The organism is Saliphagus sp. GCM10025317 (genome assembly GCF_042663665.1).
GTDB lineage: Archaea > Halobacteriota > Halobacteria > Halobacteriales > Natrialbaceae > Natronosalvus.
This window is the reverse complement of the sequence record NZ_JBHTAQ010000007.1, coordinates 853,522-878,528: the sequence shown is the minus strand read 5'-3', so window position 1 is coordinate 878,528 and position 25,007 is coordinate 853,522. Positions and strand designations below refer to the sequence as shown.

The following is a 25,007-nucleotide window of genomic DNA, read 5'->3' as shown; positions in this document are numbered from 1 at the left end:
CTGGTGAGGCGGAGTCGCCGGCCGAAACTGCCAGCAGCCAGTGGAATACGATAGCGAATCTCACCCGGCCACGGATAAAAATACTACGAAATAGTGCATCATTCGTTTGAAATCGAGGAAAAGAATTATATGTGCGATTCACCCACACCTAGGAAATGGCGAGTCTGAGAGTCGAGGACCTCCGAAAGGAGTACGACCGCGGAGCAATCGTCGCCGTCGACGATCTGAGTCTCGAGGTCGCAGACGGCGAGTTCGTCACCGTCGTCGGGCCCTCGGGGTGTGGGAAGACGACGACGCTGCGTATGATCGCCGGCCTCGAGAAACCGACGACCGGGTCGATCTACCTCGGCGACGAGGAGGTCACGAGCCAGAGTGCCCGGGATCGAGACATCGCGATGGTGTTTCAGAATTACGCGCTGTATCCGCACAAGACGGTCTTCCAGAACATGGCCTTCGGCCTGCGGATGAGCACGGACCTGTCGAAAGCCGAGCGAGAGGAGAAAGTCCAGTGGGCAGCCGAGATGATGGACATCGAGGAACTCCTCGACCAGAAGCCCGACGAACTCTCGGGGGGCCAGAAACAGCGCGTCGCCCTCGGCCGAGCCATCGTCCGCGAACCCAAACTGTTCCTGTTCGACGAACCGCTCTCGAATCTCGACGCGAAGCTCCGGACCACGATGCGCGCCGAGATCCAGCGCCTCCAGGACGAACTCGGCATCACCTCCGTCTATGTCACCCACGACCAGGAGGAGGCGATGACCATGGGTGACAAGATCGTCATCCTCAACGACGGCGAACTCCAGCAAGTCGGTGCGCCAACCCACGTCTACGATAAACCCGCGAACGAATTCGTCGGCGGCTTCGTCGGTTCGCCGTCGATGAATTTCCTCGACGTCGTCGCCCGCACATCCGGCAATTCGCTCGTCCTCACTGACGGCGAGGACTTCCGCTACTCGCTGTCGCCCGAGTACGCCGCCGACATCGACGTCGAGGACGGACAGCCGGTCACCCTCGGCATTCGCCCCGAGGACGTCTATACGGCCGATCCCGGTTCGGACGGGATCCAGACGACGGTCGACGTCCTCGAGCCGATCGGCAGTGACAACTACCTCTACCTCGACATCCACGACGACTTCATCGCTCGCGTCAACGCCGACGTCAAGCCCGCCGTGGGTGAGACCATCGAGATCACGTTCGACGAATCGAAGATCCGACTCTTCGACCGGGACACCGGCGAATCGTTGCTCCACCCCCAGCGACGTGAACCGGCGACCCCGGAAGCCTGAACTCGGTTTTTTAGCCACTCGCCCCGTTTCCGCAGTGCTGTCGAACGGTTCGACGTTACCGTCGTCGATCAGAACCCGATCGATACGAGGTCGACGTGCGTCTCGAGCAGCGACGCCGCTCGGTCGTACGGCGACCCCTCGTCGTCGACCTGGGAACGCGGCCGAGGCACGCTCGCTGACGCGAACACCGATGCGAGGAACGCTTCGCGGACGCAATCGTTCTCGAACAGGCCGTGCAAGTAGGTTCCGACCACCAGCCCCGAGGCACAGCTCTCCGGACCGAACGGCTGAGGGGACGGTGCCGTGAGCGTGGTGCGCCCCATCCGGATTTCGTAACCGGTGACGGTTCCCGCGATGCCGAACGGTCCGTCGCCGCTTACCGACCGTGAAACGCGCTCGACGCGCTTCTCGGACGAAAACCGCGTTTCGACCGGTAAGAGTCCGAGCCCCTCGACGGCGTCGATGTCCCGCGTGCTCTCCAGGCCGGCGTTCTCGAGGCGCTCGCCGAGTAGTTGATAGCCGCCACACAGGCCGACGATCGGTCCCTCGAAGGCCCGGATATGGTCGTCGAACCCGGCGTCGACGAGCGCCTCCAGATCGTCGACGGTGTTCTTCGAACCCGGAACGATCATCGCATCGGCGTCGGTCAGTTCCGCCTCGAGCGGCACGTACTCCACGCGAACGCCCGGTTCGCTACTCAGGGGCTCGAGGTCGGTGAAGTTCGAGATCCGAGGGAGTCGGGGAACCCCGATCGTCACCGATCGATCAGTGGGAACGCCGTCGTCGCCGACGGTACGCGACTCGTTCGCGTTCAGGTCGGGGATGGAGACGCTGTCCTCTGCGGGCAGTCCGGGGTTGTCGTGAGGGACCACCCCGAGAATCGGCACGCCGGTCCGGGCCTCGAGCTCCTCGATGCCGGAGGTCAGGAGCGACGGATCGCCCCGAAACTTGGTGATGATCGCACCAGCGACCCGTTCCCGGAGGTCGTCTGGGAGGAGCTCGAGCGTCCCGTACAGGCTGGCGAACGCGCCGCCACGCTCGATGTCGACGGCGATCACGATGTCGGCGTCGGCGAACCGCGCGGTTTCGACGTTGGCCAGGTCCCGGTCGTGGAGGTTGATTTCGGCGATGCTTCCGGCCCCTTCCGCGACGATTACGTCGTGATCCGCCGCGAGACGCTCGTGGGACTCCTCGGCGGCGCGTCGGGCGACCGACCAGTGGTCGTCGTAGTACCCCCCGGCACTGACGTTCGCGACCGCCTCGCCGTGAACGATCAGTTGGCTCTCGCCGTCCCCCCTCGGTTTCAGCAGGACTGGGTTGACGTCGGTCGTCGGAACGACACCAGCCGCCCGCGACTGGACGTACTGGGACACCCCAATCTCGCCCCACGTCCCGTCGGGCGCGAGCACCACTCGAGCGTTGTTGCTCATGTTCTGGGCCTTGAACGGAGCCACGGAGACGCCCCGTCGAGCCAGGAGCCGGCAGAGTCCGGCCGCGAGCGTGCTCTTGCCGACGTGGCTCGCGGTGCCGGCGACGAGGACGGTTTCAGTCATCCGTGTTCGATCCCCTCGAGAACGGGGCGGCACGAACCCATGATTGTCCGACGGCCACGTTCGTACCGTTTGGTGGTACAGTCCGACGCATTACCGACTCGCTCGGCTGGCGGGCGCAAAATGGTGGCGTTTCCCGTTTTTGAACTGGACGTGTTCTCTCAGCTGCTCGAAGATACCCGATGCCCGATGCTCGATGCCCGATGTCCGACGTCTACGGCCTTCGCGACCACCACACTGACGGCCCGAGCGTCCGCAGAGACCGCGGTTCAGCGGCTGTAACCGCCGCCGTTCGCCGCAACCGCCTCGAGAAACCGGTCGAACGCGCCGCTCTCGGGATGGACGTGCGCGTACGTCCCGAGGGACGCGTACTCGAGCAGGCCGTCGGCGTCGCCGGTGATCCCCTCGCCGCGTCGCACCTCGAAGGCGAACCGCGCGTCGGTGGCCGCGTCCGCCCGAGAGTAGTGAAACTCGTGGCCGCGGAGGGTTTCGCCGGCCCGAGCGGTGAGTCCGTCTCGCGTGGCAGCGAGTTCGACGTGATCGAGCGCCTGGTAGCGCTCACACATCGTCACGTTCGCCGGCAAAATCCCGGCCATTCGATGGCGTTCGCCGTCGACCGTCGTCAACGACTCCGCCATCGCCATTAACCCGCCACACTCGCCGAACACCGGGACCCCCTCGCTTGCCCGTGCCTCGAGTTCCGCGAGCGTGCCCCCGGCGGACAGGTCAGCGGCGTGGAGTTCCGGATAGCCGCCGGGGAGGTAGACGCCGTCGCAGTCGGGGACCGGGTCGCCCGCTACAGGGGAAAAGGTTCGGACGGCAGCACGTGTACGCAGCCGCTCGATCGTCGCCGGATACTGAAAGCAGAACGCTCGGTCAGACGCGACCGCGATACGGGCGTCTCCCCCGGCGGCGGGTTCGTCGACCGACCGCGGTTTCGGGGGTGAGCGAGCGAGCGAAACCAACCGGTCGACGTCGAGGTCGGCGGCCGTCCGCAGCGCGTCCGCCTCGAGCGGCGCCTCCTCCCCGGTGTGTAACCCGAGGTGACGGTCGGGAATCTCGAGGTCCGGATGCGGCGAGACGCGGCCGAAGTACGCCAGGTCTTCCGGAAGCGCATTCCTGATTCCGTTCTCGTGACGGCCGCCGTGAGCGCGCTGGGCGACGATTCCGGCCACCTCGACGTCGCGTTCGGCAATCTCGGCGTAGCGCCGAAACCCGAGCGCCGTCGCAGCCACGCTCTCCATCCCGGCAGCGGCGTCGACCACGAGGACGACGGGAAGGTCGAGCGCCTCGGCGAGCATCGCCGTACTCGAGACGTCGCCGTCGTACAGCCCCATCATTCCCTCGACGACGCAGACGTCGCCCTCGCCACGGTGGTAATTTCGGCGTGTCCCCTCGACGCCCTCGAGCCACGGATCGAGCGTTCTCGAGGGGCGACCCGCCGCGGCCTCGTGGTGGCTCGGATCGATGAAATCCGGGCCCGCTTTCGCGGGTTGTACGTCGTAGCCGGCGTTCTCGAGGACCCGGATCGTCGCGAGCGTCGCGACGGTCTTGCCGACGCCGGAACTCGTGCCGGCGAGGACGAACCCGTTCACGATCGATCGACCCCGGTCGGGAGGGATTCGGTCGGCGTCGGGGTCGCCGACGTTGCGGGCGGATGGACGCAGGTCGGCTTCGGTTCGTGCATCGATTCTCAGTTCGTTCGCGGTTGGACAGCCCGAAGAAAAAAGGTATCGAGGCGAGCACGCCCGGGCGTCGTCACCGTCAGTTCGAGACCGGCGTCGAGCGCTCCGGACGAACCGGCTCGTCGAGCTCGCGCAACTGTGCGACCGTCGCCAGCCGAAGCGCGTGGGGCCACCCGAGCGGCGTCGCGCTGTCGGGGGTGCCGTCGTCGAAGACCTGCTCGGGCAGGTAGCCCGACTCGAGGCAGAGACTCCCCCCGGGGAACAGTTCCGCGAGGAGGTCGCGGGCGCGCTCGAGGTACGCGTCGTCCTCGAGGAGTCGAGCGAGCGAGACGGCGGCGTTGGCTCCCCAGGCCGTCGAGACGGACCAGATCTTCTCGTCCGCTTGCGTGCGAGTGCGCCAGTCGTCACCCTCGAAGCGGATCAGCCCGGAAACGGCATCGGTCTCCCGGGCGAGTCCGTCCAGCGTCGCGTCGACGTGCTGGCGCAGGCGTGCCCGGCGCTCGTCGTCGACCGACTCGAGCCCGTCGTAGGCCGCATGGGCGTCGACGAGTGCGAACGTGCTCGAGTCCAACCGGGAGTCGAGGTCGCCGTCGCCGTCGCGGTCCCGGAGGACGTAGATGCCGCGGTCGTCGTCCCAGAGTCGATCGAGGCCGCGGTAGACGGCTCGCGCCTGTTCGCGGGCGTGTGCTCGCAGTTCCTCGTCGATCGGGGCCGCCGCGACGGCGGCGTAGGCGTGGAGGAAGGTCGCAGCGGTGTGAGTAAACCGCCCAGCCATATTCTCCCAGGCGTTCTGGCAGGCGACCGGTAGTCCGTCCTCGGCGAGGGTAGCATCGAGACCCGCCAGGCCCCGCTCGATCACGGGTTCGACCTCGCGGGCTCGCTCGTTGCTCGTCTCCGCGTACGTCGCGAGGTACGAGAGGACGCTGGCGGTCTGGTCGGCCTGGTAGTCCACGCCGTCGCCGCCGATGTGGTCGTTTGCCCACCCGGGTGCGAGCGAGCCGTCGTCGGGCCAGACCCGGTGGGGCCAGGTACCGTCCTCGAGCTGGACGTCGGCGTAGAACGCCGCGCTGTGTTCGTGCACGGTCTCGAGGTCCAGGTCGAGGGCGTCCGCGCTCTCGAGGAGGAAGCGGGCGATTTCGGCGTCGTCGCGGAACCAGGTGTAGCCGTAGCCCCCGGAGTACTCGTAGTGGGGGTCGAAGTCGGGGCCGGCCATGCGACTGCCGCGTTCGCTCGAGAGGACGCCGAGGACGCGGAGGTCGTCGACGACGGTCGCGTGCTCGAGGTCCGCTGTCTCGGTCTCGGTCCCGGTTCCGGTCCCTGTCCCGGCATCGGCGCTTCCCTCCCGACCCGCGGAAATCGAGGGCGCCGCCGCTCGAATCGATTCGACGTCGGCGAGCGTCGCGGTTCGTTCGACGAGGTCGTCGACGACGGCCGACGAGTCGGGGGTGTCGGTGAGACGGCTGACGACCGTCGCGCTCCCGTTCTCGAGCGGCACGAAGCCGAGCACGTATCCACCGAGGCGACCGTCCTCGTACTGGCCCGTCTCCTCGCCACTGGGGTAGTCCACGGGTTCGTCGTTGAGAACGTCCGCCAGTCGTTCGGGAAGCTGGCCGCCGATTGTCTCGAAGCGGGGTTCGCTCGTCAGGAAGTCGTGTTCCGCTCGGTGATACACCTCGACGACGCCCGGGTCGTCGTAGACAAGTTGCCCGATCCGGTCGTCGCGTCCCCCTGGCGCGAACGAGACGAACGCCGCGAGCGCGTCGGCGCTCCCCTCGGAGACGGTGACGTGGGTCACGTGCAACTCATCGAGCGTGAGGTCCAGGCGCTCGAGTTCGAGGTTAAAATTGGTGTCGAGACCATCGTCGGCGAAGGTCGTCTCGACCAGCGCCGTGTCGTCGACGTACGACTGGGACGTCGTTTCGAGTTCGTCGAGCCACCGTATCTCGCCGTCGACCCGGACGCCGAATCGAGAGCGGTCGATTCCGTAGCAGCCAGTGAGCGGATAGGAGAAGTCTCGGAGCGTTCCATCTCGGCCGACGTGGACAGTTCGGCCGGCCAGTCCAGAGAAACGGCCGCTCGTGGTCCGGCGCTCGCCGGGGAACACGGTCGGGGACCCCTGGTGTCGCTTGTAGTCGTCGAGCGCGGCGCGTAACGTCATTGACTCTCACCACGAACGGTGGGTACAAAAATATGTTGTAAAATTAGTTCACAGTTGTTCACTGCGTAGCGGGCGGGAGACCATCGGAAATCGGCCGGAGACCAAAGGCGTAAGAGCGGGGCCCCAAATGGCGTTGGTATGCGACACCCCGGACCACCTCGCTTCGCGTCCGTTGGCGAATCCGTCGAACTCGCCCCTCGCGATCCCGACCCGACAGCCACCTACCGGTGGCGGGTCCTCGAAAAACCGGACGGGAGCGACCTCACGGCCCCCGACGCGCCGGTATGGCACGTCGAACCCGACGTGCCCGGAACCTACCGATTCGAGTGCGCGGGACCCGACGGCACCGCCGTCCAGCGCGTCAGGGCGTTCCCCGACGTTCGCCGCGAGACGACCTTCGAACTCGAGCGCGACGACCTCCCCGAGCACGACCCGGCGGACGTGTCGGTCATCGGGCCGTTCAACGAACACCTCGCCGGCCGCGATCGGCCCAGGATCGAGGACGGCACCTACGTCTTCGACGTCGAACTGCCGCCGGGCGAGCACCGCCACGGGTTCGTCCTCGGGGAGGGGAGCGAACACGACGTCTGGACCGAGACGACGGTTCCAGGCCCCGCCCGCCCGCGGATTCGCCTCGCTGGCCGCGTCGAGGACGAGGCGGTCGTAATCGGCGCCCACGCGACCGCCGGACTCGACAGCGAGTTCGCGGACGACGAACTGTCCGTCGAGTTCCTGGTCGACGACCGGGACGGCCTGGACGACGGCGTGCTCGAGGTCGACGGCCACGAGGCCCGCCTTCCGATTCGGGCCCTCGAGTCCGTGGCCGTTGACGACACGGTTCGCGTCCACGCCGTCGCCGTCGGCGAACGCCCCAGCGTCGCGGACTGCGTCGCCATCTCACCGGACGGGTCGGTCGACCGCGTGAACGACCCGCCGATGTGGATTCGCGACGCCGTCGTCTACGAAGTGTTCGTTCGTTCGTTCACCGACGAAGGGACGTTCGAGTCGTTCGAACGTCGCGTCCCTTACCTCGAGTCGCTGGGCGTCGACTGCGTCTGGCTCACGCCGGTCCTCGAGAGCCCGACGACCCACGGTTACCACACGACGGACTACTTCGACACGGCCTCGGATCTGGGCTCTCGAGACGCGTTCGAGTCGTTCGTCGACCGCTGTCACGAAGCGGGCATCCGGGTCGTCTTCGACCTCGTGATCAACCACACCGCCCGCGAGCACGCAAACTTCGACCTGAGCGCCGCCGGAGTCGACGACTACGCCGACTGGTACGTCTGGGAGCCGTTCGCGGAGAGCCACCTCACCGAGAGCGACCTCGAGAAAGGGCGAGACGAGTACGGGCCCCCGCGACGGTACCTCCCCGACCGGGGCACCGAGGTCGCCCAGTACTACTTTAACTGGCGAAACATCCCGAACGTCAACTACGACTCGCTCGCGGTTCGACGGTTCATGCTCGCGGTCGTCGACGAGTGGGCCGACGTGGTCGACGGCTACCGCTGTGACGTCGCCTGGGGCGTCCCTCACGGCTTCTGGAAGGAGGTCCACGACCGGCTCGAGGGCCGGGACCCCGAGTTCCTCTTACTCGACGAGACAATTCCCCGCGATCCGGCGTACGCCGAGGCCGAGTTCGACGTTCACTACGACACCACCCTCTACTGGACGCTGGTCGACGTCGGCTCCGGTGAAGCGCCCGCCGAGTCGATTCTCGAGGCCGCCCGCGCACCGGATCAGGAGGGGTTCCCCGACTGGTCGCTCCACATGCGCTACGTCGAGAATCACGACGAGGATCGCTACCTCGAGACCTGCGGCCCGCACGCCCAGCGCGCGGCCGCCGCGGCAGTGCTCACGCTCCCTGGCGTCCCCATGATCTACTACGGCCAGGAGCGGGGTGCGACCGGCTACCGACAACCGATGCCCTGGGAGGGCGACGGCGAGTCCACTGCGTTCCACCGGCGACTCGTGGCCGCCCGACGATCCGAACCCGCGCTCTCTCGCGGGGCGCTCCGGGATCTCGCGTACGACGCCGATACCGACGCGGCCGTCGCGTTCGCTCGCGACCACGGGGACCAGCGTGTCGTCGTTGCCCTGAACTTTAGCGAGAGACCCGCGACGATCACGTTCGACGTGGCAGTCGATCCGACGGACCTCGTCACCGGGAACTCCGTCGACTGCGAGACCGACGGTAGCGAGACGATGGTTACGGTGGACGACGTGGTCGTCCTCGAGACGGCGTAAGCGCCGCGGGCCGACTTCCACCACCCACCCTCGTTCACTCTACCGCCGAGCAGAACACTCATTGTACCCGACTAACCAACAGTGCGTATGGACGACGAGACGGTCGCGGACAACCTCCGACAGCTAGGCCTGTCGGAGAAGGAAATCGACACGTATCTCACTATTCTCGAGCACGGGGAGGCGAAGGCGAGCACGGTAGCGGAGGACGCGGGCGTCTCGAAGCGCTACGTCTACAGCGTCAGCGAGAAGCTCGACGAACGGGGCTTCGTCGACGTCATCGACCACGTCGTGCCGACGACCATCCGGGCGAACCCGCCGGAGGAGGTCGTCGCGGCGCTCACGAGCGACCTCGAGTCGCTCCAGCCCGAACTCACCACCCGGTATGGCAACGTCTCCGAACAGGAACGGGAGTTCGAGGTCATCAAGACCCGGACGACCATCATGAAGCGGATCAGAGGACTGCTCGAGCGCGCCACCGAGGAGGTGACGCTCTCGATCCCCGCCTCGCTGCTCGAGGAAGTCGAAGACGAACTGCGGGAGACGGTCGACCGCGACGTCCTGGTCATCCTGCTCGTGACCGGCGACGACACCCTTCCCGCCGAACGCTTCGAGGGCATCGCGAGCGTCGTCAGGGTCTGGGGAGAGAACGCGCCGCTCATCGTGACCGCCGAGCGCCGTCTCGGCCTGTTCGCCCCGAACGAGATGATCGTCCGTTCGAACGCCGGAGCGCAGGGGATCGCCATCTCGCAGGCCCAGCTCGTGCCGATCATCGTCGGCTCCTTCTTCGGCAACTACTGGCCGATGGCCGAGCAGGTGTACGTCACGGACCCGGACGACCTCCCGCGGACCTACACCGACTTCCGCCACGCCGTCTTGCAATCGACGCTCCACCTCGAGGCCGGGCGCGAGCTCGTCGTCAGGGCCGAGGCCCGTCCCGTTCGGACGGACGAGTACGCCACCGTCGAGGGGCGACTCGTCGGGGTCAGACAGAGCCTCCTCGAGCCGACCAGGGACACGTTCGCGGTCGAGAACGCGCTGATCGTCGAGATCGAAGCCGCCGATGGAGCGGGAGACGACGAGGGTGAAGGCGAGAGCGAGGGCGAAGACGGCGACAGTCACACCGTCACCCTCGGCGGCGAGGGCGCGTTCGTTGAGGACTACGAGACGAAGTCGGTGACCCTCGAGCCGGCGTCGTAAGCGCTCGAGATCACTCCTGGAGCACGTCTCGCGACGTGCGGCTGGTCACGTCGACCAGCAACGCGAACACGGCACCGAGGACCGTCCCGAACAGAAGGTGCCCGACGAGGCCGTTGGTCGCGAGCGCGGAGAACTGCGTGGTTTCGCCGGCACCGACGGCGTTCAGCCAGACGGGGAGGATGAGCATCGGGAGGACGGCCCACACGGCAAATCCAAAGACGAGTCCCGCAGCGACGAAGCGACCCGTCAGGCCGGTTCGAGCGATCGCGTCCGTCTCGACGTCCGTCCGGAGCAGCCCCAGAACGGCCTGGCGAGTCACGACGAACGCGAAGATCAGGCCCAGTACCGCCCCGTGTGCGAGTTGAATCGCCCAGCCGGTCGCGCCCGCCGCCTCGAGGCCGTACGCCGTCGGTATCGTCGCCTCGATGACGTCGGGGCTGAAGAACCAGACGAGCAGACCGAACGCGGCGGCGCCGACGGCGCCGCCAATCGCGCCACCGATGGGCCAGCCGATGCGTCCGCCGACGCCGAACCCGCTGGTCGTGTCTGTGTTTGCACTCATGTCGTGTGCTAGCACGGATGGCGGCAAAAGCGAACGGCTGGCGACCGCCCGGTCGTTGAAGTCGGGGCTAACTCGACGATCACGGGCCACTCACAACTTGCGTCCGCCCCGGTCTGGAACGAGACGACACTCGAGCGAAGCGTTCGATTCACCGAACACGCGGGTTTTTCCGCGAGGCGCGCGAATTGCACGCAATGCCCGAGGAATCGCAGGTCGCCCTCGAACTGCTCGGCTGGCCGCCCGACGGGCCCACGCTCAGGCTTCACCACGAGCGGTTCAGCTACGCGGGCAAGTTCGTGATGTCGTCGACCGGGAAAGCGGTCGCTCGCGCTCGAGCAGGCGACGACGAGTTCGAGGACGCCGACGCAGGAATAGAGTTGGCTGACCTCGACTCGAGCGAACGCGCCGACCTGCCCTACGCGACCGACGTCCTCGCCGCCGTCGCGTTCAACGAGGATCGGACCGACGCCTCGACGCTCTGGCTGCGGTACGTCACCGTCGATCGCGCCCACCGCGGCCGGGGGCTTGGCCCGGAACTCGTCGCCTTCGTCCGCGATGCGGCCCTCGAGCGCGGCTACGATCACCTTCGGATCGCCGTCAACAACCCCTACGCCTACGACGCCCTCTGGAAGGCCGACTTCGGATTCACCGGTGAGACCACCGGTATCGCCGAACTCGTCCTCGAGCACCCGACGCGAGCGACCACGGAGACGTATCGCCGGGGCCTCGAACGCTTCCTCGAGCGCGACCTCTCCGAGGGCGAACGCGCGTTCGTAGCGCACCGACTCGAGGAGGGGCCGCCCTCGCGGATCGATTCGCCATAGCGTGGGTGAGCGAGAGGGGATCCGCTCCTGTCGGAGACAGACGACGAAAACGAAACCAGGAGGGAACGTTTCAAATCCCTCTCCTTCCAAGAACACCCAATGGGAAACGCAGCACTCCGGGACATCGCCGTCATCGAGTCGATTCCGTTCTCGGACGTCGAGGGCGTCGTCGCCGTCGACGCTCACAACTGGCTCTACCGGTACCTGACGACGACCGTCAAGTGGACCGCAAGCGGGAAGTACACGACCAGCGACGGCACCGAAGTCGCGAACCTGATCGGCATCGTCCAGGGCCTGCCGAAGTTCTTCGAACACGACATCGTCCCCGTGATGGTCTTCGACGGCGGCCCCTCGGAACTGAAAGCCGACGAGATTGAATCCCGGCGCGACCAGCGCGAGACCTACGAAGCCCAGCTCGAGCGCGCCCGCGAGGGGGGCGACACGGTCGCCATCGCCCAACTCGAGTCTCGAACCCAGCGGCTGACGTCGACGATCCAGGAGACGAGTCGCGAACTGCTCCGACTGCTCGACGTGCCCATCGTCGAGGCGCCCGCCGAGGGCGAGGCGCAGGCGGCGCACATGGCCCGCCGCGGAGACGCCGACTACGTCGGCTCGGAGGACTACGACGCGCTCCTCTTCGGCGCCCCCTACACGCTCCGGCAACTGACGAGCAAGGGGGACCCCGAACTGATGGACCTCGAGGCGACCCTCGCGAAACACGACCTCACGCAGGAACAGCTCATCGACGCGGCCATACTGATCGGGACGGACTTCAACGAGGGCGTGAACGGCATCGGCCCCAAGACGGCCCTGAAAGAGATAGCCGAACACGGCGACCTCTGGAGCGTCCTGGAGGCCCGCGGCGACCACGTCGAGTACGGCGACCGGGTTCGACAGCTCTTCCGGGACCCTGACGTCACCGACGACTACGAGTTCGAGACGAGCCTGGACCCGGACCTCGAGGCGGCCCGCGCCTACGTGGTCGACGAGTGGGACGTCGACGCCGGAGAGGTCGAACGCGGTTTCGAGCGGATCGAGGAGAGCGTCACGCAGACCGGATTGGACAAGTGGACGTGAGATTCAGGGGTAATCACCTTTTTCCACCGGTAATTCCGGATTGGTACCTCGGCGATTTCTGTCCGCCAGATAAAGTACGCCATGCACCTGCCGGGTGAGCGTTGAGGTGTAGCCGTCTTGTGGCCTCAGATGGGGTACTAGACCGATGACTCGAGACCGCACTGCCGATCGATCCGAAACACGTGCTCGTGACGAGCGACCACCCGCGGAGCGCCACGACGAGAGCGCTGCGGGGGCCTGGGCCGCCTCGACGGCACTGCAGACGGCGGTCGCCGTCGTCGGCCTGACGATCGTGCTGTTCGCGCTCGGGCAAGCATTCGGTGTCGATCTCCTCGGTGTTATCGCTGGCGCGCTCGGAACGCAGGTCGGCATGTGGCTGGCCATCGCGTTCGTCGTCCTCCTGTTCACGGGAGCGGCGCTCCGAGCAGTGTCGTTCAGCGCTATCCGAGCGTGATCGATCAGACGACCCCATTTTGTTGAGATGCCGTGATAGTGGCGCATACCCGTAACAGCCCGTCGCTCGATTCGAGGAGACGAATGGCGACGCCGACGCTCTCGAGCAATTGTATGTGAGAGCGGTAAACACGCGTGATTTCGTTACAAAAACGAACGGCCGGGAGCGCGAAGTCGCCATAGCGGCGACTTCTCGCGACTCGGGGAAGGGCAGGCGGTCCACCGATGCTCACCGCGAGCGAGCGCAGTGAGCGAGCGAACCGACGACTGACCCGTAGGGGAAGGAGGAGTGTTTTTGGTCCAGCTTTTGCCGAGGGACGACGTGCTGTGCGCCAGCTACGCTGGCGTCAGCGCGTTAGACCGCAGCGCAAAAGGTGGGCGTAGAAGGTGGTTCTTTAGAACAAGTGATCGTCCTCGTCCTCGAGCAGCCGCGCTGGGCCGCCGACGCCCCACGTGGTAGTCGAGACGCCGGTCTCGGCGATGGCCTCCTCGACGGTTTCGGCGTGTTCTTCGGTGGTGTTGACGTAGACGCTCGCGCCGGTATCAGTCGAGAAGTACACCGGAATGTCTTCCTCCTCGCGGAGTTCGCGCACTTTGTTGAAGATGGCGAGGGTGGCCGGCTGCCAGTAGACCCACCCCTCTGGGCCGGTCATCGTCGTCGCCGCCAGCGACAACGAGTCGTGTTCGGCCAGTTCGAACGCCCGGTCGAAGTCGTCGTTGCGGAGCGCGTCGCGCATCTTTGCGATCTGGCCGTGGATGTGGGCGTTTCGCGCCTGGAACATGTGGCTGTCGGCGGCCTCGTCGTGGGCGTCCTCGGTCTCCTTGTGGTAGGGAACGAGCCCAACGACGATCTTCAGCTCCTCGTGGAGGTTGCTTGGCACGCGCCGGGAGCGACAGTCCTCGTCGTTCATCCCGGTGTAGAGCTGGGAGAACGCCCCCGTCACCGACCGGGCGGCCGAGGCCGACCCCACGCGGGCGATGGTCGAGATGTCCTGCAGAGAGGCGTCGAGCTCGGCGGCTTCCGCGAGGGCTCGGGCCGCGGCCGCGAAGCCAGACGACGACGAGCCCAATCCCACATTGGAGGGGAAACTGTTCTCGCTCTCGATGCGAACCGGGTAGACGGTGTGGGCCGCGTCCGACATGTCGCGGGCCTTGTCGACGACGGCCTCGAGGCGCTCGAAGCCCCGTCCCTCGAGTTCCTCGCCGTCGACGACGTAGACGTCCTCGTCGTGGTCCATCGAGAACTCGACGGTGGTGCGGGTGTGACTCGGGGCGGTGCAGACGCTGATACTGTCGTGATACGGGAGTCGCTCGATGTCGTCGCGCATCCCGTGGTACTTGATCAGGCCCTGGATTGGGTGGGCCATCGCCGTCGCTTTCATACCCCCACAGGTGTGTGACGACCGCTTAAAGGTCACGGCATCGGAGTGGTCGTCAGGTGCGCCCGTCTGTAGCCGTCCCGATCGACGCCCCGCTCACTGGAAGGCGGGCTGCCTCGCTCACTGAAAGGCGTGCTGTAACGACTGGCGCCACTCCTCGGCCTCGGCCGCTGTCGCCTCGAGTTCGTCGACCCGTCCCTCGAGGTCGTCGACGTCGGTCTCGAGCGCGCACCGCAGGTCGTCGATCCGGCCGCCGGTCGTCTCTTCGAGCGTTCCGATGTCGACCTCGAGTGACTCGAGGTCGTCCTCAACGGCCGCCCGCACGTCGGCGATCGAATCATCAACGGATTCCTCGAGATCGGTCATTCCCGATTCGAGCGCGTCGACGTCCTCAGTCAGCGAGTCGTCTACCGACTCGAGTTCCGTGAAGAGGTCCTCGCGCAGCGACGCCAGCCGGTCGTCGACGTGCCGTTCGAAGGTGTTGATTCGCTCCTCGAGTTCGCCTGCTCGCTCGTCGATTCGGCCCTCCAGGTCGTCGACCCGGTCGTCCATTTGTGCCTCGAGTTCGACCGCTCGCTCGTCGATCCGCGCCTCAAGCACCGTACGATCGGCCTCCCGCTGCTCTGCCATCGATTCGAGTCGGTCGACCAGGTCCTCCTGACGCGCGTCGAGGTTCTGGATGGTCTCGAACTGGGCCTCGAGGTCGTCGGCCAGCCCGTCAGTGGTCGCCCCAATCTCGGCGACCGAATCCTCGAGCGAGTCCCGCGCGGCCTCGAAGTCGTCACGGAGTTCCGACGTCTCCGTCCCGACGTACTCGAGGCGGGAGTCGAGGCGCTCGAGCGTCTCCTCGAGTCCGTCGACGCGTCCCTCGAGTGCCTCGTCCGATGCCTCGAGGTTGCTTACGTCGGATTCAAGGGACTCGAGGTCCGTTCTGGCTGCCTCGAGACCGTCCTGGACCGCTTCGAGGACGTCCTCGGCGGTCCCGTTCTCGTCGAAGAACTCGCGCATGGCGTCGGTGTAGGCCTCGAGTTCGGTCAGCGACGACTCGACGTGCTCGAGGCGAACCTCGTTGCTCGTGTTAGTATCGATGTTCAGGGCTCGCCGGAGCGCATCACGTCTGGCCCCGCCCTCGTCCGTGCTGAGCTGGGCGAGCAGGGCGTCGAGCAAGTCGTCGCCGAATCTGTCGTACGGTTCGTCCGAAATCGTGAGTGGTTCGTTGGCTTCGGTCATGACCTGAGTTCCCCGTCTGTCGCTGTCGTCGTCAGGTGGCAACTGACCCGCTCACCTGGCGGACTCCCCCCGGAGCCTTTTCGAGAGACTCGAAGTGGAGGATGATAAGAGTGTCCCTCAGTTTGCATTTCTGCAACTCCCGCTACGGAACCGAACGCCTGAAATGATCGCTCTCGAAACCCACAGACGATGGGAACCCCTCTCGAGACCCGCCAGGAGCAGGCCGCCGAGGTGGTCGACCGCCTCGAGCACGAGTACCCCGACTCGACCATCTCGCTTCGGTACTCGAACCGCCACGAGTTGCTGATCGCGGTGATCCTCTCGGCGCAGTGTACCGACGAGCGCGTCAACCAGGAGACAAAGGACCTCTTCGCGACCTACGAGACGCCCGAGGACTACGCGAACGCGCCCCAGGAGGAACTCGCCGGCGCCCTCAGTTCGATCACCTACTACAACAACAAGGCAAAGTACATCCGCACTGCCTGTGAGAAAATCGTCGACGAACACGACGGCGAGGTCCCCGACACCATGGCCGAACTCACGGATCTTCCCGGCGTCGGTCGCAAGACGGCGAACGTCGTCCTCCAGCACGGGCACGACGTGGTCGAGGGGATCGTCGTCGATACGCACGTCCAGCGGCTCTCACGACGACTCGGTCTGACCGAGGAGGCGTACCCCGAGCAAATAGAGCGCGAGCTCATGGAAATTGTTCCCGACGGGTACTGGCAGCAGTTCACCCACCTCTGCATCGATCACGGGCGCGCGGTGTGTTCGGCCCGGTCGCCCGACTGCGAGGCGTGCGTTCTCGCCGACATCTGTCCGTCCGAGAAGGGTGACAGCGAAATCGACCTGGCGTCTGGCGAGCCGTGGTGACTCGTGAAAGTCGCGGAAATCCTGAACCGAGAGCCTCGAGTTCACCGCGTAATCCAGGACACGTACCACAACAGCGCGCCGCCCGCCAGCCCACCGATGAGGGTTGCGAGGGCGACGACCGGAAGCGACGCACCACCCTGAAATGCCATCGTGGCCCCCGAGAGGGCGACGAGCAGTAAAAATCCGAGTTTGAGGCGGCGACCGCCCGACACGTCGCCAGTTTGTCGAGGTCGTCGGCGCGGGCCGCTCATGGTCGCACCCGGTTAGCCGATCCGCGGATTCCGCACTCGTCTCCGTACTCGCGCTCGACCTCGAGTCCACAACTGCGCTCGACGAAACGGACGCCACTCATATGCTACCGCTGGTGCTCGAGGGGCAAAATCGCGTCGGGATCGGCGTCGATCGCGTCTCGAATCACTCGGGACGGTCGCGTCTCAAATCACTCCGGAGGAACGTACGTCACGCCCGCGGGTTCGTCTTCCTCGGGAGCCTTGACGACGATCGTTGAGGACAACCTGTTGAACAGCCGTACGTACTCGCTCTCCATGGCGATCCAGCCGATCAACGCGTCGAGCGGGAGCAAGAACGCCTTGCCGAAGCTCTCGACCGCCGCCGTGGGGTAGTCGATCGGGTCGCCGCGTTCGTCGGTGACCGCGATGTTCATCACGAGCTTGCCGGCTGACTGACCGTTGTACCCCTCGAGGGCAGTCCAGTAGAGCCAGATCCCGAGGCCGCTAGTGCCCAGAAACGAGGGCGAAAACGACAGGTCGTCGGTGACGAGCGAGAGCGTCCCCACCGCTTCGCCCAGACCGGAGAGGGCCGCCCCTACGAGGAGCACGTCGATCAGCCACGCCCAGAAGCGATCCTCCCAGGACGCGAGGTGGAGCGTCCTCTCGGTTGCCAGTGTCTCATCCATGACCCGTATACTGGCCGGTGTGAAGTTATCAGTACCGTTCGATGATCGTCGCGTAGCCCACCGATCTCGGGGGTGACGTGGCGTTATATCCTCAGCAGGCCGAATTGCACGCCGCGCGAAACCGGATGCCGACGGTACCGATCCGCGACCGGCGGCCAGGGCGACCGCCTCGGCGAAAAACAGAAGAAACAGATCGGTAGCGGTGGACCTTCGGCCCGTCGGCCCCCTTCCCGCCCTCGAGCCCGTCATCGCTAGCGTCTTCATCGAGCGTTCGGTCACCACAAGTCCCAATTACCGCGGGAGGAGGGCGCAATGGATGATTCAGCGCCGTTAAAATCTCCGCGAAAGCACACCGCCGAAATGACCGGTTAGCACGTTCCTTGCTTCGACTTCGGAGATCCGTCCGGCGAAATCAATCGTGAAGGTACCGTTCCGGTGAAACGGTCGTGTCGGTTTATTCGTTCTCCTGTATCCTCACCGGTATGCTATCTACCGTACGAAGCGTCGTCGTAGCACTCGTCGTGGTGACGTCGCTCATCGCATTCGCGGCCCCCACGAGTGGACTGACGAGCGAACGCATCTCAGATTCAGAGAGGGATACTGGCGCCGCCGCAGCACTCCCACTGGAGGCCCAGGACGAACGGAACGAATCGGAGGCGACGGAAGCGACCTGCGACTACGTCTCGCTGTACGAGGAGACGACGCCCGGGGTCGTCCAGGTCCAGGTTCGACCGGCGAACACGACCGACGGTGAGGCCCCCGGCGGTGGCGGCGGACTCGGATCCGGGTTCGTCTACGCCGAATCGAATGCCACGGCCGACGGAAACGAGACGATCTACGTCGTGACGAACCAGCACGTCGTCACGAACCAGACCACCGTAACCGTCGAGTTCGAAAATGGCGAGTCTCGCGACGGCGAGGTCGTCGGTACGGACGTTTACAGCGACCTCGCGGTTGTCGCCGTCTCTAGTCCCCCTGAGTCGGCAGAGGTGCTACCCGTCGCGTCTGAACTCCCGCCCCCGGGTGAACGCGTCGCCGCGTTCGGTAGCCCGTTCGGCCTCGAGGGGACGATCACCGAGGGAATCGTCAGCGCAGTCAATCGATCGATGCCGCTCCAGCAAGGCTTTACCATCCCGAACGCGATCCAGACCGACGCACCGATCAACCCAGGTAACAGCGGCGGTCCACTCGTCACCTGCGACGGCGAGGTCGTCGGCGTCAACCGGGCCGGGGGCGGGGAAAACATCGGATTCGCCATCGGCGCTCATCTGCTCGAGCGGGTCGCCCCGTCACTGATCGAGACCGGCGACTACGCTCACCCGTACCTCGGCGTGTCGACCGTGGACGTCTCCCCGTCACTGGCGGCGGCGAACGACCTCGAGTCGACTACCGGCGCCTACGTTCACCAGACGGTTCCCGGCGGGCCTGCGGCCGAGGTACTCGAGGGAACCACTGAGGGCGAGTCGGTCAACGGGACTGTCGTCCCCGTCGGCGGCGACGTGATCATTGCAATCGACGATCAGCCGATCAGGAGCGGCGAAGAACTCGTTGGCTACCTCGTCTCCCAGACGGAACCTGGGGACGAGGTATCGCTCACGGTGCGTAGCGGCGGAGAGGAGGAGACGGTTACCGTCACGCTGGGCGAGCGGCCAGAACCGGAAACGGGAGCACCGAGTCCGTAGCAGCAGGTCAAAGTCGAGTGCAAAACCCCGGTTTCGATAGCGTCCTGGATACCGTCGTCGAGCGAGAAGGGTATAACGGCGGAGGCGAGTCGAAAGCCGATCAGTAACTACGAACCTTCGGCTCGTAGGTCTCGTCTTCACCCTCGAGGATCGTGGGTCGGTACCAGATCGACGGTTTGCCACCGTTCCAGGAGATCAGCGTGTGCTTGAGCCAGTTCTCGTCGTCGCGGACCTGGTTCTCGAGGCGCCAGTGAGCGCCGCGGAACTCGTTACGGACGAGCGCGCCCAGGGTGATCGTCTCGGCGACGTCGATCAGGTTGCGCGTCTCGTAGGTCATCTGCAGGTCCGTGTTGAACGTCCGTGAGGGGTCCTCCACGTAGACGTCCTGGTACATCTCCCGGCACTCCCGGATCGCCTTCAGGGCGCGTTTGAGCCCCTCCTCTTCGCGGAAGACGTTCACGTCCCGGGTCATCGCTTTCTGCAGTTTCGCGCGGATGTCGGCGTGTTTGACGCCGTCGTCGCGCCCCATCAGGTGCGCGACGCGCTCGCGTTCGGTCTCGACGGCGCGCTCGAGCAGGCCGTCGGCGTCGGTCACCTGGCCGGAGCCGTCGGCGGCGACGTCCTCGCTCTCGCTCGTTTCGGCCCCGGCGGGCTCGAGCCCCGCTTCGCCGGGCGTCACGGGGAGGTCGGCGTCGGTCTCGTCCTCGACGTCGTCGGCGTACCCCGTCTGAATCTCGGGGTCCCCGAGGTCCGCGCCGGCGGCGTGAGCGCCCGCGCGCTTGCCGAAGACGATGAGTTCGGGCAGCGCGTTCCCGCCTAAGCGGTTCGCGCCGTGGACGGAGACGCAGGCGCACTCGCCCGCCGCATACAGTCCCGAGATGCACGTCTGGCCGTTCTCGTCGGTCTCGATGCCGCCCATCTCGTAGTGCTGACCGGGTTTGACCGGCATGGGTTCGACGAGACCGTCGACACCTTCGAAGTCCTCAGCCAGGTGCAAAATGTTCTCGAGACGGTCGAGAATGCGCTCCTCGCCCAGGTGACGCATGTCGAGGTGGACGTACTCGTCGTTGACGCCGCGACCCTCGTTGACCTCGGTCAACTCGGCGCGGGAGACGACGTCCCGGCTCGCGAGTTCGCCGTCGTTGTTCGCGTAGCCGTGCTCGAACATGAACCGCTCGCCGTCCTCGTTGTACAGAATACCGCCCTCGCCGCGGACCCCCTCGGAGATGAGGACGCCCGTGCTCGGGAGCGTCGTCGGGTGGAACTGGACGAACTCCATGTCCTCGAGCGGGACGCCCGCGCGGTAGGCGATCGCCTGGCCGTCACCCGTACAGGAGACGGCGTTGGTGGTGTGATCGAACGCCTGGCCGGGGCCGCCGGTCGCGAGGACGACGCCCTGGCGGGCCTTGAATCCCTGAATCTCGCCGGACTGGACGTCGTAGGCGACGACGCCGTGGCAGGTCCGGTCGTTCGGGTCGGGTTCGTCGCTGACGGCGAGGTTCATCACGAACCACTCGTCGTAGACCTGGATGCCGCGCTTGACGACCTGCTCGTACATCGTGTGGAGCAGGTGGTGGCCGGTCTCGGCGCCCGCGTAGGTCGTTCGTGGGAACGAGAGGCCGCCGAACGGCCGCTGGGAGACCGTGCCGTCCTCCTCGCGGGAGAAGGGCATCCCCCAGTGCTCGAGTTTGATCGTGTCCTCGGGGGCGTCTTTGGCGAGGGTCTCGATGGCGGGGGCGTCGCCCAGGTAGTCGGACCCCTTCATGGTGTCGTAGGCGTGGAGTTCCCAGTCGTCGCCCTCCCGGAGGGCCGCGTTGATGCCACCTTCGGCCGCTCCGGTGTGGCTGCGAACCGGGTGGAGTTTCGTGACCATGGCCACGTCCGCTCCCGCCTCGTGCGCTGCGACCGCCGCTCGGAGGCCGGCACCGCCGGCGCCGACTACGATGACGTCGTGTTCGTACATATTACCAGAACTTCAGGTTCTTCTTGACCGCTTCACGCTTGAGCTCCTGAATGTGCTCGGTGAGCGGGATGTCCTTCGGGCACACCACTGTACAGGAGAACTGGGTCTGACAGCGCCAGACGCCGTGTTCCTGCTCGAGGATGCGCAGTCGGTGCTCCTTAATCTCCTCGTCCTCGCGGTCGTCCATCGCGAACTTGTAGGCCTTGTTGATGGCCGCGGGACCGAGGTACTGGTTGTCACCGGCGGCGATGTTACACGAGGACATGCACGCGGCACACCAGATGCACCGGCTGGACATCTTGATCTTCTCGCGGTTCTCGCGAGTCTGGCGTTGCTCCTCGAGGTCGCCGTCTGGCAGGTCCTCCTGCTGGAAGTACGGCTCGACGGCGTGCATCTGCTCGTAGAAGTGTTCCATCTCGACGACCAGGTCCTTGACGACCTCTTGATGGGGGAGGGGTTCGACGCGAACCGGCTGCTCGAGCGCCGAAATTTGGGTCTTACACCCGAGGCGCTGGCGGCCATTGACGAAGAAGGCGTCCGAGCCACAGACCGCCTGGCGACAGGAGTGGCGGAACGTGAGCGAGGAGTCGAACTCGTCGCGTGCGTAGATGAGCGCGTCGAGGACGGTCATCCCCTTCGTGAAGGGGACGTGAAAGTCGTCGAAGCGCGGTTCCTGCTTGGCCTCGACTTCGGGGTCGTACCGGAACACCTTGAGGTGGACGGAGTCCTCCTCGAAGTCTTCGGTCTCGGCGGCTCGCTCGCGGTCGACTCGCGCAGAATCCTTGCGCTGGAGTCGCTGTTGTTGTGGTGAGGTCAGGCCGCTCATCTCCTGGTCGGCCGGTACCTCCTGCGTCTCCGGTTCGTCCGGTTCGCTCTGTTGCTCTTGTTGTTGCGTACTCATGTTACATGAACCCCTGCATGACGAGTGCGACCCAGATTCCCTGGGCGATCAGTGCGCCCCCGGCGATCACGAGGATCGCGAGGACGACTTTCTTCGACGTGCCGGTCAGTCCCTGATTGACCAGCGCGTTGTAGACGCCGTTGACGCCGTGGAACGTGGCCGTGATCAGGAACAGGACCATCGTGAGGAAGTAGCCGACGTTCTGCATACGCTGTTGGGTGCCGGCGAACTCGATCTCCCACGCGTGGTTGACGAAGTGTAAGAGGAAGAAGTGAAAGGCTAACACGACGATCAGGAACGCCGCTGTGACGCGCTGGAGGAACCACGCGGTCCCACCCGGCGCGAACGAGGAGTAGCGTTCGGCCATTAGAAGCCCACCTCCGTCATGAACGTCGGGACGCTCGCGACTGTAATCGCGCCCGTGAGGAGCAAAGAGAGGTAGAACGTCTTGTCCTGGGCCTCGAGGCCGACGTTCAGGTCGACCATCAGCAGGCGGATCCCGTTGAGGATGTGGAAGACGGCGACCGCCAGCAGGCCGACCTCGAGCAGTCGGACGAGGAACAGTGCTTCGAGTCCCTGGAGGGTGGTGTTGTACGCTTGTTCTCCCGAGATGGCGCTACTCAACACCGCGATGTGGGTAAACAGGTAGCCGATCAGGATCCACCCGGTGAACTTGTGGAAGATCCACGCCCACATCCCGGCCGAGAACTCCTTCCAGCGACCGAAGTCCTCGATGAGGCCGCGATTGTAAGACTGACTCATGCGCTCATCTCGAGGGTTGGACCCTGGGGCTATAGAAGTTACTTTTATCCTGCCGCGTCGCCCGCCGCGAGCGATGGGTCGCCTGGCACCGTTCGTGCCGGTTCGATCGAGATGCTGAATACGTTCGGGTGCTCTCGAGAGGTCGAATACGTTCGGGTGCGCCCGAGCGGCGGCTACTCGAGGGTCTCCAGGAACGGGTCCTGTCGTTCGATTTCGCGCTCGAGGGCGTGCAAGATGGTGTCGTCCAGTTTGACGAGGTGACACAGCGGATTACCGGGGTAGACCACCGGATTCTCGAGGACGCCAACGAGCAGGCCCGTGAACGGCGCTTCGACCGTAACGATGACGTCTTCTTCCTTGAACGGGTTCGTGATCGCACAGATGGTCTCCCCTTCCCGGACGAGGTCGCCGCTCGAGTGTTTCATGTCGACGATGCCGCCGGCGTCGGCCCGGAGCCAGGTCTTCTCGCCCGCGTCGTCGATGATCACGCGCCAGCCGGGCCAGTGGACCGAAGAGTGGGGGTGGAGGCCGAACTCCGCGAGCACGCTCGCAACGCCCGTCAGCGACCGGTCGATGAGGCGTCGCTGGAAGCGGTGAGCCTCCCCCATTTCGACCGTGATCGTCGGAACCCCGGCGTCGGTCGCCTCCCGACGGAGGGTGCCGGACGGCCCCTGGCCGGCGATGATGACGTTCGAACTGAACGCCTTCGCGAGCCGTTCGACGTCGGCGTCGTCGATATTCGCCCGCACGTGGAGCATGTTCGTTCGCCCGCGGGTCGAGGTGTGAAAGTCGATGCCGAGGTCGCAGGGCTCGATGAAGTTCGTGAAGATCCGGTGAGCCATCCGCCGCGCGCTGGTGCTGTCCTCCCGGCCGGGAAACGACCGGTTCAGGTCCCGGTCGTAGATCGGCAGGTACCGCTCTTGTGCCAGGAAGCCGGGGACGTTCATCACGGGGAGACAGATCAGCGTGCCGTGGAGGTCGGCGTGGTCCCAGTCGTGGGCCACCTCGCGGACGACCTCGATGCCGTTCAGTTCGTCGCCGTGGGCCGCCGCCGACAGGAAGACCGTCGGTCCCGGGTGGATGCCGTTGATGACCGTCACGGGGATGCGAACCGGGTCGCCGAGGTAGGTCTCGCTGATTCCGTATCGAATGTTCGCCGACTCACCCGGGTCGACGCGCCCACCGTTGTAGGTGAACACGTCCTCGCCGGGCCCGCCATCGGCCGAACTCGAGTCGGCGCGATCCTCGCTCATAGTCGGCAAGAAGAGGGGGATCGGTATAACTGGTGTGACCTACTCCCGCCCGCGACGGTCACGCCTGATGATTCCCCCTCTCCATACTCTCGGTGTCGAGCCGTTCACAACACCTTCGCGCGCCGTCACTCGAGCAAGAAGTTTTCATGGAGGCCGTGGTAGCGGCGGGTATGGACCTACGCGAAGCCACGTCCGCAGACAGCGAGAGAATCCGGTCGGTCGCACAGCGCTCGCTCGCCGAGTCCTACACCCACTTCCTGGACGACGAAACTATCGACGAGGCCGTCGGGAACTGGTATGGCGACCTCGAGGACGCGGTCGAACGCGAACACGCGGTGTATATCATTGCGGAGGACGACGGCGAAACCGTGGGGTTCTCCCAGAGCGAACTCGTCGGCGAGAGCCACGGCGTTGGGCGCATCGAGTGGATCCACGTCGATCCGGACCACCGCGGGAGCGGAATCGGCCCGCGGCTCCTGGCTCGCACGCGCGAGACCCTCCTCGACGCCGGGGCGGACCAGATTCAGAGCGTCGTCCTCGAGGCGAACGAGGCCGGCAACGAGTTCTACGACACCCACGGATTCGATCGAGTGGGCTCCCGCGAACTCGAGGTCGGGGACGAGACCCACGCCGAGAACGTCTACGTCGAGAGCGACCACGGCGACGATGCCTGGCGTGCACTCGAGACGATCGAGGACGACGGGCAGACGCGCTACGTGAGCTACGGGGAGCCTGCGCGCGGGTCGAAGGCGCCCTTCTACACGGTGTACGCGAACGAGGCGGCGAGCAAGCGATACGGCTGGTTCTGTGGCAACTGTGACTCGCTGGACAATGCGATGGATTCGATGGGACGGATTATCTGTAACAGCTGTGACAACCGGCGGAAGGCGACGCGCTGGGACGCGTCGTACCTCTGATCGAGTCTGCGTTTTCGGTTTCGTTCTGGCTCGAGTGCAGTCTTCTGTATCCCCGCAACCGACCGCCGAGTATTCCAGCCACCGGCCGCCGT

The 25,007-nt window shown here is 65.6% G+C and carries 22 protein-coding genes; 9 read left to right on the top strand and 13 right to left on the bottom strand.

What is annotated here, in order from left to right:
- Positions 1 to 155: 155 nt before the first annotated feature.
- Entirely contained in the window at positions 156 to 1,286 is a 1,131-nt protein-coding gene (locus ACFQS4_RS18900; protein ID WP_500195411.1) for an ABC transporter ATP-binding protein, read from the top strand.
- Positions 1,287 to 1,354: 68 nt separating this feature from the next.
- Here ACFQS4_RS18900 and ACFQS4_RS18895 read toward each other — a convergent pair whose 3' ends face one another.
- The 3 genes from ACFQS4_RS18895 to ACFQS4_RS18885 form a co-directional block, all read right to left on the bottom strand.
- A complete protein-coding gene (locus ACFQS4_RS18895; RefSeq protein ID WP_500195408.1) occupies positions 1,355 to 2,839 on the bottom strand; it encodes a cobyric acid synthase in 1,485 nt (494 codons plus the stop codon).
- Positions 2,840 to 3,105: 266 nt separating this feature from the next.
- Positions 3,106 to 4,431 (bottom strand): cobyrinic acid a,c-diamide synthase, encoded by a 1,326-nt coding sequence (locus tag ACFQS4_RS18890; protein WP_500195406.1) that lies wholly within the window; start codon positions 4,429 to 4,431, stop codon positions 3,106 to 3,108.
- A 169-nt stretch (positions 4,432 to 4,600) separates the two neighbouring features.
- Positions 4,601 to 6,679 (bottom strand): DUF7997 domain-containing protein, encoded by a 2,079-nt coding sequence (locus ACFQS4_RS18885; RefSeq protein WP_500195404.1) that lies wholly within the window; start codon positions 6,677 to 6,679, stop codon positions 4,601 to 4,603.
- A 138-nt stretch (positions 6,680 to 6,817) separates the two neighbouring features.
- Here ACFQS4_RS18885 and ACFQS4_RS18880 point away from each other — a divergent pair, with 138 nt between their 5' ends.
- Both ACFQS4_RS18880 and ACFQS4_RS18875 read left to right on the top strand, forming a co-directional pair.
- Positions 6,818 to 8,926 carry an alpha-amylase family glycosyl hydrolase gene (locus ACFQS4_RS18880; protein ID WP_500195402.1) on the top strand — a complete coding sequence of 703 codons (2,109 nt, stop codon included), beginning with the start codon at positions 6,818 to 6,820 and terminating at the stop codon, positions 8,924 to 8,926.
- Between the two features lie 87 nt (positions 8,927 to 9,013).
- On the top strand, positions 9,014 to 10,123 hold the full coding sequence (locus ACFQS4_RS18875; protein WP_500195400.1) for a TrmB family transcriptional regulator: 1,110 nt from the start codon (positions 9,014 to 9,016) through the stop codon (positions 10,121 to 10,123).
- Between the two features lie 10 nt (positions 10,124 to 10,133).
- On the opposite strand, the gene ACFQS4_RS18870 is transcribed toward ACFQS4_RS18875, so the two are convergent.
- Positions 10,134 to 10,685, bottom strand: coding sequence for a hypothetical protein (locus ACFQS4_RS18870; protein ID WP_500195398.1), 552 nt, complete (start codon positions 10,683 to 10,685; stop codon positions 10,134 to 10,136).
- A gap of 194 nt (positions 10,686 to 10,879) precedes the next feature.
- On the opposite strand from ACFQS4_RS18870, the gene ACFQS4_RS18865 reads away from it, so the two are divergent.
- The 3 genes from ACFQS4_RS18865 (at position 10,880) to ACFQS4_RS18855 (ending at position 13,040) form a co-directional block, all read left to right on the top strand.
- The gene (locus tag ACFQS4_RS18865) at positions 10,880 to 11,509 is read left to right on the top strand and encodes a GNAT family N-acetyltransferase (protein WP_500195396.1); all 630 of its coding nucleotides are present in this window, start codon (positions 10,880 to 10,882) and stop codon (positions 11,507 to 11,509) included.
- A gap of 99 nt (positions 11,510 to 11,608) precedes the next feature.
- Positions 11,609 to 12,586, top strand: a complete 978-nt coding sequence (fen, locus tag ACFQS4_RS18860; RefSeq protein ID WP_500195394.1) for a flap endonuclease-1 — start codon at positions 11,609 to 11,611, stop codon at positions 12,584 to 12,586.
- Positions 12,587 to 12,731: 145 nt separating this feature from the next.
- Positions 12,732 to 13,040, top strand: a complete 309-nt coding sequence (locus ACFQS4_RS18855) for a hypothetical protein (RefSeq protein ID WP_500195392.1) — start codon at positions 12,732 to 12,734, stop codon at positions 13,038 to 13,040.
- Between the two features lie 394 nt (positions 13,041 to 13,434).
- On the opposite strand, the gene mvaD is transcribed toward ACFQS4_RS18855, so the two are convergent.
- Together mvaD and ACFQS4_RS18845 are read right to left on the bottom strand one after the other, a co-directional pair.
- Positions 13,435 to 14,421 (bottom strand): phosphomevalonate decarboxylase MvaD, encoded by a 987-nt coding sequence (gene mvaD / locus ACFQS4_RS18850; RefSeq protein ID WP_500195389.1) that lies wholly within the window; start codon positions 14,419 to 14,421, stop codon positions 13,435 to 13,437.
- Positions 14,422 to 14,538: 117 nt separating this feature from the next.
- The gene (locus tag ACFQS4_RS18845) at positions 14,539 to 15,648 is read right to left on the bottom strand and encodes a hypothetical protein (protein ID WP_500195387.1); all 1,110 of its coding nucleotides are present in this window, start codon (positions 15,646 to 15,648) and stop codon (positions 14,539 to 14,541) included.
- A gap of 189 nt (positions 15,649 to 15,837) precedes the next feature.
- On the opposite strand from ACFQS4_RS18845, the gene nth reads away from it, so the two are divergent.
- Positions 15,838 to 16,521, top strand: a complete 684-nt coding sequence (gene nth / locus ACFQS4_RS18840) for an endonuclease III (protein ID WP_500195384.1) — start codon at positions 15,838 to 15,840, stop codon at positions 16,519 to 16,521.
- A gap of 41 nt (positions 16,522 to 16,562) precedes the next feature.
- Here the strand turns inward: nth and ACFQS4_RS18835 are convergent, their stop codons facing one another.
- Positions 16,563 to 16,772, bottom strand: coding sequence for a DUF8527 family protein (locus tag ACFQS4_RS18835; protein ID WP_254158102.1), 210 nt, complete (start codon positions 16,770 to 16,772; stop codon positions 16,563 to 16,565).
- A gap of 188 nt (positions 16,773 to 16,960) precedes the next feature.
- Positions 16,961 to 17,437, bottom strand: coding sequence for an RDD family protein (locus tag ACFQS4_RS18830; protein WP_500195380.1), 477 nt, complete (start codon positions 17,435 to 17,437; stop codon positions 16,961 to 16,963).
- 482 nt (positions 17,438 to 17,919) lie between these two features.
- On the opposite strand from ACFQS4_RS18830, the gene ACFQS4_RS18825 reads away from it, so the two are divergent.
- Positions 17,920 to 19,119, top strand: coding sequence for a S1C family serine protease (locus tag ACFQS4_RS18825; RefSeq protein WP_500195378.1), 1,200 nt, complete (start codon positions 17,920 to 17,922; stop codon positions 19,117 to 19,119).
- 100 nt (positions 19,120 to 19,219) lie between these two features.
- On the opposite strand, the gene ACFQS4_RS18820 is transcribed toward ACFQS4_RS18825, so the two are convergent.
- From ACFQS4_RS18820 to ACFQS4_RS18800, 5 genes are all read right to left on the bottom strand, one after another.
- A complete protein-coding gene (locus ACFQS4_RS18820) occupies positions 19,220 to 21,082 on the bottom strand; it encodes an FAD-binding protein (protein ID WP_500195376.1) in 1,863 nt (620 codons plus the stop codon).
- A gap of 1 nt (position 21,083) precedes the next feature.
- Positions 21,084 to 21,983: a succinate dehydrogenase/fumarate reductase iron-sulfur subunit gene (locus ACFQS4_RS18815; protein ID WP_254158106.1), complete on the bottom strand. Its 900-nt coding sequence runs from the start codon at positions 21,981 to 21,983 to the stop codon at positions 21,084 to 21,086.
- Between the two features lies 1 nt (position 21,984).
- Complete coding sequence (locus ACFQS4_RS18810; protein ID WP_500195374.1) at positions 21,985 to 22,350, bottom strand: succinate dehydrogenase/fumarate reductase transmembrane subunit; 366 nt, start codon at positions 22,348 to 22,350, stop codon at positions 21,985 to 21,987.
- Positions 22,350 to 22,745: a succinate dehydrogenase, cytochrome b556 subunit gene (gene sdhC, locus ACFQS4_RS18805; protein ID WP_500195371.1), complete on the bottom strand. Its 396-nt coding sequence runs from the start codon at positions 22,743 to 22,745 to the stop codon at positions 22,350 to 22,352. Before sdhC ends, ACFQS4_RS18810 begins: the two co-directional genes overlap by 1 nt.
- A 173-nt stretch (positions 22,746 to 22,918) precedes the next feature.
- Positions 22,919 to 23,998 (bottom strand): succinylglutamate desuccinylase/aspartoacylase family protein, encoded by a 1,080-nt coding sequence (locus tag ACFQS4_RS18800; RefSeq protein WP_500195369.1) that lies wholly within the window; start codon positions 23,996 to 23,998, stop codon positions 22,919 to 22,921.
- A gap of 170 nt (positions 23,999 to 24,168) precedes the next feature.
- Here ACFQS4_RS18800 and ACFQS4_RS18795 point away from each other — a divergent pair, with 170 nt between their 5' ends.
- Complete coding sequence (locus tag ACFQS4_RS18795) at positions 24,169 to 24,915, top strand: GNAT family N-acetyltransferase (protein ID WP_500195367.1); 747 nt, start codon at positions 24,169 to 24,171, stop codon at positions 24,913 to 24,915.
- Positions 24,916 to 25,007: the final 92 nt, after the last annotated feature.

Excerpts from the sequence above, each read along its gene's own strand:
- ACFQS4_RS18830 (WP_500195380.1), bottom strand. The coding sequence starts at position 17,437 with ATGGATGAGACACTGGCAACCGAGAGGACGCTCCACCTCGCGTCCTGG.
- ACFQS4_RS18815 (WP_254158106.1), bottom strand. The coding sequence starts at position 21,983 with ATGAGTACGCAACAACAAGAGCAACAGAGCGAACCGGACGAACCGGAG.
- ACFQS4_RS18895 (WP_500195408.1), bottom strand. The coding sequence starts at position 2,839 with ATGACTGAAACCGTCCTCGTCGCCGGCACCGCGAGCCACGTCGGCAAG.
- ACFQS4_RS18885 (WP_500195404.1), bottom strand. The coding sequence starts at position 6,679 with ATGACGTTACGCGCCGCGCTCGACGACTACAAGCGACACCAGGGGTCC.
- ACFQS4_RS18795 (WP_500195367.1), top strand. The coding sequence starts at position 24,169 with ATGGACCTACGCGAAGCCACGTCCGCAGACAGCGAGAGAATCCGGTCG.
- nth (WP_500195384.1), top strand. The coding sequence starts at position 15,838 with ATGGGAACCCCTCTCGAGACCCGCCAGGAGCAGGCCGCCGAGGTGGTC.
- sdhC (WP_500195371.1), bottom strand. The coding sequence starts at position 22,745 with ATGAGTCAGTCTTACAATCGCGGCCTCATCGAGGACTTCGGTCGCTGG.
- ACFQS4_RS18810 (WP_500195374.1), bottom strand. The coding sequence starts at position 22,350 with ATGGCCGAACGCTACTCCTCGTTCGCGCCGGGTGGGACCGCGTGGTTC.
- ACFQS4_RS18900 (WP_500195411.1), top strand. The coding sequence starts at position 156 with ATGGCGAGTCTGAGAGTCGAGGACCTCCGAAAGGAGTACGACCGCGGA.
- ACFQS4_RS18870 (WP_500195398.1), bottom strand. The coding sequence starts at position 10,685 with ATGAGTGCAAACACAGACACGACCAGCGGGTTCGGCGTCGGCGGACGC.
- mvaD (WP_500195389.1), bottom strand. The coding sequence starts at position 14,421 with ATGAAAGCGACGGCGATGGCCCACCCAATCCAGGGCCTGATCAAGTAC.
- ACFQS4_RS18835 (WP_254158102.1), bottom strand. The coding sequence starts at position 16,772 with ATGAGCGGCCCGCGCCGACGACCTCGACAAACTGGCGACGTGTCGGGC.
- ACFQS4_RS18865 (WP_500195396.1), top strand. The coding sequence starts at position 10,880 with ATGCCCGAGGAATCGCAGGTCGCCCTCGAACTGCTCGGCTGGCCGCCC.
- ACFQS4_RS18825 (WP_500195378.1), top strand. The coding sequence starts at position 17,920 with ATGCTATCTACCGTACGAAGCGTCGTCGTAGCACTCGTCGTGGTGACG.
- ACFQS4_RS18855 (WP_500195392.1), top strand. The coding sequence starts at position 12,732 with ATGACTCGAGACCGCACTGCCGATCGATCCGAAACACGTGCTCGTGAC.
- ACFQS4_RS18875 (WP_500195400.1), top strand. The coding sequence starts at position 9,014 with ATGGACGACGAGACGGTCGCGGACAACCTCCGACAGCTAGGCCTGTCG.
- fen (WP_500195394.1), top strand. The coding sequence starts at position 11,609 with ATGGGAAACGCAGCACTCCGGGACATCGCCGTCATCGAGTCGATTCCG.
- ACFQS4_RS18845 (WP_500195387.1), bottom strand. The coding sequence starts at position 15,648 with ATGACCGAAGCCAACGAACCACTCACGATTTCGGACGAACCGTACGAC.
- ACFQS4_RS18800 (WP_500195369.1), bottom strand. The coding sequence starts at position 23,998 with ATGAGCGAGGATCGCGCCGACTCGAGTTCGGCCGATGGCGGGCCCGGC.
- ACFQS4_RS18820 (WP_500195376.1), bottom strand. The coding sequence starts at position 21,082 with ATGTACGAACACGACGTCATCGTAGTCGGCGCCGGCGGTGCCGGCCTC.
- ACFQS4_RS18880 (WP_500195402.1), top strand. The coding sequence starts at position 6,818 with ATGCGACACCCCGGACCACCTCGCTTCGCGTCCGTTGGCGAATCCGTC.